We start from the raw sequence: 11,795 nt of genomic DNA, 5'->3' as shown, positions 1-11,795 counted from the left end.
ACCCCGCTTTCCGAACTTCGCCGCATTCTGAAAAGGCCCGCATGAAACACCTTCTGACCCGCTCCGACGTCCTCTTCGTGCTCGGGTACATGCTCTTCCCACTGCTCGGTCTGGTGACCGCCGTCCTGGGGCTGTTCATGATCCTGGGCGGCAACCGGATCCCCGGCGTGATCGTCCTGGTGCTGGTCACCCAGGTGTTCGTGTTCGGTTCGTGGTGGGCCCTGAAGAAGCGCCGGACCGCACTGGCCGAGGAGTCCTCCCAGCCTGAGTGAGCCGATGGGGAGTGCTCCCCATCGCAAGCCGGCGGGCATCCGGGATACTCTCGCTGGTGGATGAACATGACAGAGGGCGACAGGAGTCCTGATGGGAAGCACGGTGTGGGGCGCGGACGTCGCGCAATTGCGCACTCTGGCGCAGACCTTCGGTAAGGCATCGGAGAATCTGCTCCAGCAATCAAGCCAGCTGGGCCAGAGCATCAACAGCGCGCAGGCATGGCAGGGACCCGACGCGGTCCGTTTCAAGTCTGAGTGGAACAGCAGTCATCGCACCGTTCTGATGAACGCGGCGTCGGCGCTGAAGAAGCAATCGCGCTTCCTGCTCACGCAGGCCGACGAGCAGGAGACCGCGTCCAACGGCGCTCACGGCTCCGGCGGCGGGCCGATGCCCGGTGGACCGGGCGGGCCGGGTGGCAACGGCGGGCCCTTCCAGCTGGGACCGGACTGGCTGGCGGACGGGGACAATTCACCCTTCCGCAACGGCTGGGACCTGTACAACACCATCAAGGCCTACCCTGACCTGCGGGCCGGAATCTTCGACCTGGTCAACTTCGCCAACAAGGCCGACGGTTTCAAGGATTTCTGGTCCAAGGACTTCCAGGCGATCGCCAAAGCCTTCCAGGACGAGAACCTCATCAGCAAGGGACTCAACTCGCTCTCCGAGGCCTACAGCGGAGACGCACGCGGTCTTCTCAACCTCGCCGAAGACGGAAAGGCCGCCAAGTTCTTCAGCGTCGGCGGCAAAGCCCTCGGTGGTCTGGGCGTCGGTCTGGACACCTTGGACGCCTTCAACAACTTCAGCAAGGGTGATATCGGCGAAGGCATCTACTCCTCCGTGAAAGCCGGGCTGGGGGTCGCCTGCTTCGCTCCGCCACCGGTTGGCACAGTGGCCATGGTGGCCAGTGGAGCCCTTGCCATCTACGACAACGTCCCCTTCGTGCACGACGCCGTCAACGCCACCGGCAAGGCGATCGGTGACGCGGCCGTGGGAGCATGGAATGCAGGCGGAAAGGCCCTTGACGCAGCGGGCAAGGGCCTGAAGAAACTCGGAGGTTTCCTTGGTTTATGACGCACTGACTGGAGAAGAGAACGATGACTGAAAGCACCGCAGCCCAGACCCAGCCGGACACGATCGGCTACGGATTCGCGGAGATCGCGACGCTGGCCGCCATGGTCCCGAACGACGCCACGACCGCGAGTGCGGAGGCCCTGCGTGTTGCGGAGTATCTCGGCAACCCTGACATGATCGCGGCGGGTGCCTCGTCCCTCGTGGCCCGTGGTCTCGCCACCGTCGAACCGGGTGGGGACATCGCCGTGTCCGGCCCTACGGCAGCCGTGGCCGCAGCGCTGTCTTCCGCCACTCGGCGCATGGAGATCTCCTTGATCACCGAGGAGCTCACGGACAGCGTGATCGGCATCGAGAGCCCGGACATCCATCTCCTGTTCCAGCCTCGCGCCTACCTGACCTGGTGGGCCATGGCCCAGCGGCCGGACATCACCGGAGCGGATGCCGACTTCTTCATCGTCCGGGAGCACCTGCGGGTCCATCCCCGGGGCGGCGTGACCGTCCGCCGGCGTGAAGACGCCAGTGGCCGCACCCTGTACATCAAGAACGGGAACGGTTCCTGGACCATCGGCCTGTCCACCGCCGCCGAGGACGATGTCACGGAGACGGCTGGGCTGGATGATGCAGCACTCCTGGCACAGATCCGGCTCATCCGGCAGGACTGACCGAGATGTCGTTCAGCAATGACCGCGAGCGTCACAACGACGAGGTGGTCAGGGAGCACAAGGCCGCACTCGCCCGTGGTGAGAAGCGCGTGCTGCGCAACACCAAAGAAGGGGGGCTGCGCAGCTATCCCGCCGACGAGATCGGGTTCTCCCCCGGTCGCGGGCAACCTCAGGTGACCACCTGGTGGGGCATGGGCATCCTCTTCTGCTTCATGGTGCTGCTCGGCCTGGGCACCCTGGTCGTGCTGTTCGCCGTCCTCGCGAGCGGTGGTGCCGCACCCGCCCCAATGGGGGCGCCGAAACACCACAAGGGCGCCGACGCGGCCGGGGCCGGATCCCGGAGGCCCGCTCGCCCTCCGCGCCGCCCGCCGTCGCGCGCTTCCGGGCCATTCCCGACACCCGTGTGACGTAACCGGCGGAAACGCGGACGTCTTTCCCCGTAAAATCGGGTCATGACTAACGCAGCCGGGCCTTCCGTAGGTTTTGTCGGGTGGCGTGGCATGGTCGGTTCCGTCCTCATGCAGCGCATGCAGGAAGAGAATGACTTTGCCAGCCTGAACCCCGTCTTCTTCTCCACCTCCAACGCAGGAGGTGCCGCTCCCTCCTTCGCCGAAGGCGCGGGCACGCTGGAAGACGCGTTCGACATCGACACCCTGGCCAAGCTGCCGATCATCGTCACCGCCCAGGGCGGCGACTACACCAAGCAGGTCCACACCGCGCTGCGCTCCCGCGGCTGGGACGGTCTCTGGATCGACGCCGCCTCCACCCTGCGCATGAACGACGACTCCATCATCGTCCTGGACCCCATCAACCGCGACGTCATCGACCGCGGCCTGGAGACCGGCGTGAAGGACTACATCGGCGGCAACTGCACCGTGTCCTGCATGCTCATGGGCCTGGGTGGCCTGTTCAAGAACAATCTGGTCGAGTGGGGCACCTCCATGACGTACCAGGCGGCCTCGGGCGGCGGCGCCCGCCACATGCGCGAACTGCTCAACCAGTTCGGCACCCTGAACGCCGAGGTCAGCAGCGAGCTGGAGGATCCGGCGTCGGCCATCCTGGAGATCGACCGCAAGGTCCTCGCCCACCAGCGCGACGGCGTGGACGCCGCCCAGTTCGGCGTGCCGCTGGCCGGTTCGCTCATCCCCTGGATCGACTCGGATCTCGGCAACGGTCAGAGCCGCGAGGAGTGGAAGGCCGGGGTGGAGACCAACAAGATCCTGGGCACCACCGACGCCGACCGCGTCATCATGGACGGCCTGTGCGTGCGCATCGGCGCCATGCGCTCCCACTCCCAGGCGCTCACGCTGAAGCTCCGTGAAGACCTCTCCGTGGCGGAGATCGAGAAGATCATCGACGCGGACAACGAATGGGCCACCGTGGTGCCCAACGTCAAGGAGGCGTCGATGAACGACCTCACCCCCGTGGCCGCCTCCGGAACCCTGAACATCCCGGTGGGCCGTATCCGCAAGATGGAGATGGGCCCGGAGTACATCAGTGCGTTCACCGTGGGTGATCAGCTGCTCTGGGGCGCTGCCGAGCCGCTGCGCCGCATGGTCAACATCGCCACCGGTCGTCTCTGACGGTCTGACCGCGCCTGCGTCCCTGAAAGCGAAGGGGCGGGACTCATTGCGGAGTCCCGCCCCTTCGCCGTCTCCTGAGCGCGCCTGCGCGGGAGGGGGCGCGCGGCGTGGCGCGGCGTGTCTTCCTGTCTGTGCATCGCTCTGTCCACATACCAGCGCCGGTGCTGCGCCTCCCGGATCCGTCATGCCACCATGGAGGCATGAGCCTGCCCACGCCTGAGCTGCCCCGTCCCGAAGTCGATCCTGATGGCCTGCTGGAGTATTCGGTCGTCTTCACGGATCGATCCCTGAATCACATGTCCGCGCGCTTCGTCTCGGCGATGCAGCAGACACTGGAGATCCTCCGGTCGGCCTACTCCGCGGACGCCGTCGCCGTCGTCAACGGCGGTGGGAGCTATGCCATGGAGTCGGTCGCGCGGCACTTCGCCGCGGGCACCCACGCCCTGGTGGTGCGGAACGGCCTCTTCTCCTATCGCTGGTCCCAGATCCTTGAGGCCGGCGCCATCGCGTCGGGCGTCACGGTCTGCGCCGCACGCCCGGACGACGACGGCCCGCAGGCCTCCTGGAGCCCGGTACCTCTCGATGAGGTCGTGTCCGCCATCCGCGCCGAGCGTCCCGGCGTCGTGTTCGCGCCGCATGTCGAGACCGCGGCGGGCATGATCCTGCCGGACGAGTACATCCGGGCCCTCGCCGACGCCGCGCACGAGGTGGGAGGCGCGCTGGTGCTCGATTGCATCGCCTCTGGAGCGATGCTGGTGGACATGCAGGAGCTCGGGGTGGACGTCCTCCTCAGCGCACCGCAGAAGGGCTGGAGCGGCTCCCCCGGAGTCGGCTACGTCATGCTCAGCCGGAGTGCCCGGGAGATCGTGGAGTCCCGGGCCTCGAGCAGCTTCGCGCTGGATCTGCGGACCTGGCTGAACATCTCGGAGGCGTACCGCGCCGGGCGCGCGGCCTACCACGCGACGATGCCCACGGACACGATCATCCGCAATCTCGCACAGATGATCGACACGCGGGACCGCGGCTTCGCAGAACTCCGGGCGGCCCAGGAGGAACTCGGCCGCCGGGTCCGCGCTCTGCTCGCGGAGCGGGGACTGCCCTCGGTCGCATCGTCCGAGTACGCGGCGCCGAGCGTCGTGGTGGTCCACACTGCCGACCCTGAGCTGAAATCCGGAGCGCGCTTCGTACGGGAAGGCGTTCAGGTGGCGGCCGGTGTGCCGCTCCATTGCGGAGAGCCGGAGAACTTCTCCACGTTCCGCGTCGGCCTGTTCGGGCTGGACAAGCTCGGGGACGTGGACGGCGCGGTGGAGCGGTTCCGGGCCGCCCTGGACCGGATGGGTCTCTAAGAATTGGGCTTCTGAGCGAAGGGCTTGTAAGACCTGTCAGAACGGAGACCCGCAGTGGGCGGCGTTCCCGCATCCCGCTAGGATCTTGCCATCACTCGACGTCACCGCAAAGGGGATTGCCATGACACGGACCACCTCATCACTCGCCGCCTCGACGGCTCTGCTTCTCGGGCTCGCACTCGCAGGCTGCTCCACACCGCAGCCCTCCGGGGCGGGAACAACGGCGCCGTCTGCGGGCGGCTCCCGGGAGATCACCGCCGACGGCGCCTGCGCCGCGGGCGAGGACGTCACCGTCTCCGCCAAGGCCGCCTCCGCGGTCATCACGGGCGAGTGCGGGACCGTCACCATCTCCGGCACAGATGTTCACGCCAACATCGACTCCGCGAAGAAGCTCGTGGTGACCGGTGCCGGTGCCGCCGTGATCGGCAAGAAGTGGGACTCGGTCGAGTCGACGGGCGCGAAGTCCAGCCTCAATGCCGACGAGATCACCACGCTGACCGTATCCGGCTCCGACACCACCGTGGTGCTCAGCCGCAAGGCTGGAAAGGTCACCTTCGGAGGCGTCGGCGGGACCCTGAATGCGCACGACGTTCAGGACCTCACGGTGACCGGAGACCGCAACACGGTGGTCCTCAGCGGCGCTCTGAGCGGTCTCACCGTCAGCGGCAGCACCAACACCTTCAATTGGTCCTCCGGGGTGAAGGTCCCCGGTTCGGACACCGGGAAGGGCAACACCTACACCCGCTGAGAACGCATGAACCGCTGGTAGCCGGCGGCGCGCGCCCCGCTCGACCGGTGGGGCGCCGCCCGCCGGCCGTCCGCCTCGAACGGTTCCAGCACGACGGCGCCGCGCGAGTCCGTGGACCACGTCCCGTCCGTCACGCCGCCGCTCATGAACGTGCGTTTGAACATGCCGTTGCCGCCGGGCACCACCAGGTCGAAATGCCCCGGGGCCAGCACCGCGCTGCGGTCCGTGTACCCGAGGATGTACTCGTCGAAACCGGCCAGCAGGTGGAACGACCGTGCGCCCGGCAGCGGTTCGCCGTCCCGGGCGTCCAGCCACGCAGCGGCCTCAGCGCTCAGGAGCCAGCCGCCGGGGTACTCCCGCAGCCGCTCACCGAGCCGGAGCTGCGCCGCCCGGCACTGTCCCAGCGGCAGGCCGGTCCACCAGGCGAAGTCCCGGATCGTCGCCGGACCGTGGCTGCGGACGTAGCGTTCCAGGAGGTCGTCCAGGGCCGCCTCCGGGGACAGCTCACGGGGCTCGGTGATCCACTCGTCCTGAAGCACGAAGAGGTGCTCCTTGCCCTCGGCCGGCCCCTGGACCAGCGTCCCCGTGAGGGAGAGGACCAGGAGCAGGTGGGCGCCCCGCTGTTCGCGGGTTCCCTGGCCCGCCTCCTCGAGGGCCGTGAACAACTCAGCCCGTGTGGCCCGCCCTCCCCCGCTCAGCGTCCCGCGCACCACGGCACGGGCCTTCTCCCAGTCCTCCGGCACGATGCTGAGGTTCCGGTGCCGTGAGGCCATGGACTTCAGGAGGCGCTCCGAGGTCAGTGCGTGGAACAGCGGAAGGTCGTGGGGCAGGAGCGTGTGCAGCGTGCCGCGCATGGGCCAGGAGCGCACGATCCTGCCGTCGGCGAAGGCCTGGCGCACCGCCGCCGCGGAGGCCGCGGAAGCTTCGCCCGCCGTCGTCGCGCCGCCGGTCCACCGTGCGCCGATGGACCACGGGACGGAGTTCCAGTCCTGACCCTGCAGGGCGGTCATCCAGCCCACCACGTCCTCCGGGGCGTGGAAGGCCGGGCGGGGGAATCCTTCCGGCGCGGGCAGGAGCCCGTGGCTGAGGAGGCGGAGACGCGGGATGTCCCGCGGAGTCAGCGTCGAGACCATGCTGTCATCCTAGGCGCAGGGTCCGACCCCGCTCCCGTCACCCGCCACCGGATAAGGTGGATTCGTGACCCTGGGAGAACTCTGGCCGAACATGCGCCTGCTGAGCCGTTGTCTGGCCGTGCCCGGCTGGCTCCTGGCTTTCCTCGGCATGGGAGCGGCACTGTTCGTGGCGATCACCTCGGGCCTCAGGGTGTCCAGCACGCTGCAGATGATCCAGGTGGTCGGTTCCACGGCGGCTGCGCTGTCGATCGTCTTCCTGGCCTGCGCGGTGTTCTCGCAGCCCCTGGACAAGCCGCGCTCCGCGCGCTGGCAGCTTTCACTCAGCAACGAACTGCCCGTCATGGTCCGCAGCTTCTACTTCGGCGCGCTCATGATGCTGGCGGGGGCGATCGCGTTCTCCGTGATCGGGCTGTTCCTGGTGGGCGGGCCCACCTCACAGACCCTGGCGTTCAGCCAGGTCTTCCTCACGGGGGCCTGCGCCTCAGCGCTCAGCTACCTGCTGTTCAGCCGCGCCTGCTCTCTGGACGAGCCGGAAGCCTGACTCCTCACCCGATCGACTGTCAGAGCTCCAGGCCGATGAGGAGCGGCTCGTTGTGGAGCACGACGCCGAACGCCGCCTCCACGCCGCCCCGCACCTCACGAGCCAGGGCCAGGAGGTCCTGTGCGGCGGCGCCGCCGCGGTTGGTGAGCGCCAGGGTGTGCTTGGTGGACAACGAGGCGCGGCCGCCCGTCACGGAGTCCTTGTCCAGCCCGTAGCCCTTCGGGAACCCGGCGTGGTCGATCAGCCAGGCCGCCGACAGCTTCACCTGCCCCTCACCCGCCGGGTACCGGGGCGCGTCGTCGGGCAGCCGGGCCGCCTCAGCCTCGCTGATCACCGGATTGGTGAAGAACGAACCCGTGGACCAGGTGTCGTGGTCGGCCGGGTCCAGCACCATGCCCTTGCCCTTGCGGAGTTCGAGCACGGCGTGCCGGACCTCCAGCGCGTTGGCCCGCTGTCCAGGCTCCACGCCCAGGGTGCGCGCAAGCTCGGCGTAGCGGATCGGCGCGCTCATCCGGCCCAGCGGGAACTGGAACGTCACGCTCAGGACAACGAACCGGGGGGACCCGTTGCTGGTGGTCCGCTTGAGGATCGAGTCCCGGTACCCGAACTCCAGCTCCGAGAGGGTGAAGGTCCGGACGGCATTCGTGCCACGGTCCCAGGTCCGCACCTGGGCGATGGTCTGGGAGACGTCCGCCCCGTATGCGCCGACGTTCTGCACCGGGGTCGCCCCCGAGCTGCCTGGAATCCCGGACAGGGCCTCCACTCCGGAGTGGGCGTGCAGCACGCTGTGGCGCACGAAGTCGTCCCAGGGGTGACCTGCCTGCACCGTGACGGTGGCGCCGCCGCAGGTCTCCTCGGAGGACACCCGGATGCCCTGCGAGGCGATGCGCAGCACCGTGCCCGGGTAGCCGTCGTCGGACACCAGGAGGTTGGAGCCTCCCCCGATGATCAGAAGATCCTCGCCCGCGGCGTCGGCGCTGCGGACGGCGTCGATGATCGCGGCTTCGGAATCCGCTTCCACGTATCGGCCCGCGGGGCCGCCCACGCGGGTGGTGGTCAGCTCGGCCAGCGTCGGCTGTGTCATGCGGAGAGCTTCACCACGGCCTGCGCCTTCATGAGGACGCGCTGCCCGTCGAACGTGACGGTGAGGTCGATCCGGGCGGTGCCGGCCTCCTCGTCGAGCGCACCCACGACGCCGGTCACCTCGACCTGTGCCCCAGGCTCTTCGGTGCCGGTGGTGTCCTGGACCAGGACCGGCTTGGTGAAGCGGGTCTGGTAATCGACGACCGCGCCCGGATCGCCGGCCCAGTCGGTGACCAGCTGGACGGCGGAGCCCATGGTGAACATGCCGTGGGCGATCACGCCCGGCAGCTCGACGCTCGTGGCGAACGCCTCGTTCCAGTGGATGGGGTTGAAGTCCCCGGAGGCCCCGGCGTACTTCACCAGGTCCACACGGTTCACGTCGATGACACGGCGGCCGATCTCCTGGCCCTTCTCAAGCTCATTCAGTGCAGGTTGATTCAGTGCAGGCATTACTGTCCCTCTCCGCGGACCAGGATGGACGACGTGGTGGTGGCGACCTTCTCGCCATCCACCGTCGTGATCTCCGAACGAGTGGTGATCATGGCTCCGCCGCCCATCCCGCGAACGGTGTCCACGTGGAGCTCGGCGACCAGACGGTCCCCCGCCACGATGGGGCGGTGGTGGGTGAAACGCTGGTCCGCGTGCACGACGCGGGAGAAGTCGATGCCGGACTCGGGGTCCTCGATCAGCTGAGCGTCCGCCCGCTGGGCCACGATGATGGCGAAGGTGGGCGGCGCCACCAGATCGGCGTGGCCGAGCGCCTGGGCGGCCTCGACGTCGAAGTGTGCCGGATGGGTGGCCTTCACGGCGCGGGCGAACTCGCGGACCTTCTCGCGGCCCACCTCGTACACCTCGGCGGCCGGGTAGCTGCGGCCCTGCAGATCGGGATTGATACTCATGGAACAAGCCTATCGTCCGACGGGCTGGAGGCCTCCGCACACGCGAACCGCCACTTGATGCCGTTATCCGGGCGGGATAAGGGCATCAAGTGGCGGTTCGCGGCGGGGTGCAGGGGCTATTTGCCGGAGCGGCCTTTCCGGAGTTCGCGGGTGCGGATCACCATTCCCACCACGTGGAGCAGGAGTCCCACACCGATGACCGGAAGCGCCCCGATCGCCAGGGGATTGTTGTGCTTCATCAGGCCGATGATGTTCAGGCCGAGACCCACCACCATGAAACCGAGGGCGCTGAGCACCACGGTCTTGTAGACGGTGGACGCACTCGTCCAGAAATCACCCAGCATCGAGGGGCCTGCCTCAGAGCGCCGGGGTGACGCCGAAGGCGACGGCGAGCTTCATGATCTTCTCGGCGCGGCCCAGGCGGGGAAGGTCGGAGCCGTCCCGGATCACGCGGCCGTTGGCCTCGAAGTCGTTCATGAAGTCGGTGGCCCAGGCGACGTCGGACGGCGTGGGGCTGATGACCTCGTTGATGATGGCGGTCTGGTCCGTGGCGAGGCAGAGCTTGCCGGTCATGCCCATCGTCACGGTGATGGCGCTCTGCTCGCGCAGGATCGGGTGGTTGCTGCCGACGGTGGGGCCATCGATGGGGCCCGGCAGACCGCCCACGCGGCTGGCGACCACGAGCTTGGCCCGCGGGTACGCCATGGCCTCCGGCGTGGCGGCCATGCCGGTGTCGCGACGGAAGTCACCGGAGCCGAACGCCAGGCGGAAGCAGCCCTGGCCCTTGGCGATGTTGTTGGCCTCTTCGATGCCGACGGCGGACTCCACCAGGGCGATCACGGGGGTCTTGCCGTCCATACGGTGGTAGGACTCGGTGACCTGGTCGGCGGACTCGGTCTTGGCGAGCATCACGCCGAGCAGACCGGGGGTGCCACGGAGACCGGCGAGGTCATCGGCCCAGAAGGGGCTCGTGGCGTCGTTGATCCGGACCCAGGCCTGGCCGCCGGCTTCGAGCCAGCCGCGGACGTTGTCGCGGGCCTCGTCCTTGTGCGAGGGGTCCACGGCGTCTTCGATGTCCAGGATGATGGCGTCCGCGCGGGAGGCGGCTGCGTCATCGAAGAGTTCCGTCTTCATGGCGTTGACCAGGAGCCACGAACGCGCGATGTCCGGGCTGACTTTTCGAGTGGGACGACCAGTGGAAGTGACGGAAGAACTCATGAGAATACGGTACCGGTCCGGGGCCACACGCGCCCAAGCGATTGTGGGCCCCGGACAGTCATATCTGGTTTTATTTGACTTTTCTCACAGATTCCGAGCGGCAGGCGTCACTTTGCCCCTAGACCGGTATAGCTCGTGCGCCCGACGCCGGAGTCCGCGGGCTACGGGATGTACTCGCCGCGGGCCGTGATCCACAGCCGGTACCACTGGAGCCGGTCCATCCGCTGCGCCACCGAGATCGCGTCCCCGCACGCGGCGATCCGGGCCGTGTTGGTGGTGCCGATCACCGGGGAGATGCGCGCCGGGTGCTTCATGAGCCAGCCGAGCAGCACGGATTCCGGCGCCACCCCGAACTGGCCGGCCAGTTCCTGGACGAGGTCCGCCGTCGCGCGGTCAGCGTCGCTGAGATCCTGAGCCGGCACTCCGCCGGTGTACCGGCCGTTGGCCAGCGAACCGTAGGCCTGGAGTTCCACGCCGCGGCTCATGCAGTACTCCAGCACGCCGTGCGGGAACGGATTGCCGGCGCCCTGCCGGTGGTTCACCGTCACGGTGGAGTCCACCCAGTCCCGGGTGCCCAGGCTCATCTCGAGCTGATTCGCCACGAGCGGGGTGGACAATGCGTCCTGGAGATGTTCCATCTGCGCCGCGGACATGTTGGAGACGCCCAGCGCCCTGATCCGGCCGTCGGCGAGCAATTCACGCACCGCTCGGGCCGCCTCGTCGCGATGGAGTAGCGGGTCGGGGCGATGGAACAGGAGCGTGTCCAGATGGTCGGTCCGGAGGCGTTCCAGGATGCCCTCGACGCGCTCCATGATGGAGTCGTAGCTCAGGTCGTAGTAGTTGTTCAGGCCGTTCTCGTGCAGACGGATGCCGCACTTGCTCTGCAGGAGGATCCGGTCCCTCAGCTCCGGCCGCGCGGCCAGGACCTCCCCGAACACGGCCTCCGCCTTACCGAAGCGGTAGATGTCCGCGTGATCGAAGAGCTCGACGCCGATGGCCAGGGCCGCGTCGATGACCTCGGACGCCTGCGCCACGTCGGCCTCGGTGTACGGGGTGGGTTCCCAGGGTCCGCCGAGGCCCATGCAGCCGTAGATGATCCGTCCCATGCCGGATTCACGGCCGGGCTCCTGCTGTGTGTTCTGGCTCATACCGGAACTCTTTCACGGTCCCCGGCGGCGCCGCCAGTCACCGCAAGCGCCTGAACAGCGGCGCGCGAGCGGAGCTGCGCCGCACGCTGC

At 68.2% G+C, this 11,795-nt stretch carries 15 protein-coding genes; 8 read left to right on the top strand and 7 right to left on the bottom strand.

Annotation, left to right across the window (positions count from 1 at the left end; genetic code table 11):
- Positions 1-41 precede the first annotated feature (41 nt).
- From AB4Y75_RS01770 to AB4Y75_RS01740, 7 genes are all read left to right on the top strand, one after another.
- Positions 42-272, top strand: coding sequence for an NF038396 family protein (locus tag AB4Y75_RS01770; RefSeq protein WP_441434201.1), 231 nt, complete (start codon positions 42-44; stop codon positions 270-272).
- 91 nt (positions 273-363) lie between these two features.
- The gene (locus AB4Y75_RS01765) at positions 364-1,344 is read left to right on the top strand and encodes a hypothetical protein (RefSeq protein WP_441434200.1); all 981 of its coding nucleotides are present in this window, start codon (positions 364-366) and stop codon (positions 1,342-1,344) included.
- Positions 1,345-1,367: 23 nt separating this feature from the next.
- The gene (locus tag AB4Y75_RS01760; protein WP_441434199.1) at positions 1,368-2,006 is read left to right on the top strand and encodes a hypothetical protein; all 639 of its coding nucleotides are present in this window, start codon (positions 1,368-1,370) and stop codon (positions 2,004-2,006) included.
- 5 nt (positions 2,007-2,011) lie between these two features.
- Positions 2,012-2,413 carry a hypothetical protein gene (locus AB4Y75_RS01755; RefSeq protein WP_441434198.1) on the top strand — a complete coding sequence of 134 codons (402 nt, stop codon included), beginning with the start codon at positions 2,012-2,014 and terminating at the stop codon, positions 2,411-2,413.
- Positions 2,414-2,458: 45 nt separating this feature from the next.
- Positions 2,459-3,589 carry an aspartate-semialdehyde dehydrogenase gene (gene asd / locus AB4Y75_RS01750; RefSeq protein WP_441434197.1) on the top strand — a complete coding sequence of 377 codons (1,131 nt, stop codon included), beginning with the start codon at positions 2,459-2,461 and terminating at the stop codon, positions 3,587-3,589.
- A 200-nt stretch (positions 3,590-3,789) separates the two neighbouring features.
- On the top strand, positions 3,790-4,935 hold the full coding sequence (locus AB4Y75_RS01745) for an aminotransferase class V-fold PLP-dependent enzyme (RefSeq protein ID WP_441434196.1): 1,146 nt from the start codon (positions 3,790-3,792) through the stop codon (positions 4,933-4,935).
- A 121-nt stretch (positions 4,936-5,056) separates the two neighbouring features.
- Positions 5,057-5,683, top strand: a complete 627-nt coding sequence (locus AB4Y75_RS01740; RefSeq protein ID WP_441434195.1) for a DUF3060 domain-containing protein — start codon at positions 5,057-5,059, stop codon at positions 5,681-5,683.
- Here AB4Y75_RS01740 and AB4Y75_RS01735 read toward each other — a convergent pair.
- The gene (locus tag AB4Y75_RS01735; RefSeq protein WP_441434194.1) at positions 5,671-6,816 is read right to left on the bottom strand and encodes a winged helix DNA-binding domain-containing protein; all 1,146 of its coding nucleotides are present in this window, start codon (positions 6,814-6,816) and stop codon (positions 5,671-5,673) included. The genes AB4Y75_RS01740 and AB4Y75_RS01735 overlap by 13 nt on opposite strands.
- A 64-nt stretch (positions 6,817-6,880) precedes the next feature.
- On the opposite strand from AB4Y75_RS01735, the gene AB4Y75_RS01730 reads away from it, so the two are divergent.
- Complete coding sequence (locus tag AB4Y75_RS01730; RefSeq protein WP_441434193.1) at positions 6,881-7,357, top strand: hypothetical protein; 477 nt, start codon at positions 6,881-6,883, stop codon at positions 7,355-7,357.
- 19 nt (positions 7,358-7,376) lie between these two features.
- On the opposite strand, the gene AB4Y75_RS01725 is transcribed toward AB4Y75_RS01730, so the two are convergent.
- From AB4Y75_RS01725 to AB4Y75_RS01700, 6 genes are all read right to left on the bottom strand, one after another.
- On the bottom strand, positions 7,377-8,441 hold the full coding sequence (locus tag AB4Y75_RS01725) for a UDP-N-acetylmuramate dehydrogenase (RefSeq protein WP_441434192.1): 1,065 nt from the start codon (positions 8,439-8,441) through the stop codon (positions 7,377-7,379).
- Positions 8,438-8,890, bottom strand: a complete 453-nt coding sequence (locus AB4Y75_RS01720; RefSeq protein ID WP_441434191.1) for a MaoC family dehydratase — start codon at positions 8,888-8,890, stop codon at positions 8,438-8,440. Before AB4Y75_RS01720 ends, AB4Y75_RS01725 begins: the two co-directional genes overlap by 4 nt.
- Positions 8,890-9,339 carry an FAS1-like dehydratase domain-containing protein gene (locus AB4Y75_RS01715; RefSeq protein WP_441434190.1) on the bottom strand — a complete coding sequence of 150 codons (450 nt, stop codon included), beginning with the start codon at positions 9,337-9,339 and terminating at the stop codon, positions 8,890-8,892. The genes AB4Y75_RS01720 and AB4Y75_RS01715 overlap by 1 nt, the downstream gene beginning before the upstream one ends.
- Before the next feature lie 116 nt (positions 9,340-9,455).
- Positions 9,456-9,683, bottom strand: coding sequence for a DUF3188 domain-containing protein (locus AB4Y75_RS01710; protein WP_441434189.1), 228 nt, complete (start codon positions 9,681-9,683; stop codon positions 9,456-9,458).
- Between the two features lie 13 nt (positions 9,684-9,696).
- Positions 9,697-10,557: an HpcH/HpaI aldolase/citrate lyase family protein gene (locus AB4Y75_RS01705; RefSeq protein WP_441434188.1), complete on the bottom strand. Its 861-nt coding sequence runs from the start codon at positions 10,555-10,557 to the stop codon at positions 9,697-9,699.
- A 161-nt stretch (positions 10,558-10,718) separates the two neighbouring features.
- Entirely contained in the window at positions 10,719-11,663 is a 945-nt protein-coding gene (locus tag AB4Y75_RS01700) for an aldo/keto reductase (protein ID WP_441435237.1), read from the bottom strand.
- Between the last annotated feature and the right edge of the window lie 132 nt (positions 11,664-11,795).

This window comes from Arthrobacter sp. RAF14, assembly GCF_052114185.1.
Taxonomy (GTDB): Bacteria; Actinomycetota; Actinomycetes; order Actinomycetales; family Micrococcaceae; genus Arthrobacter_E.
This window is presented reverse-complemented; position numbering and strand designations above follow the sequence as displayed.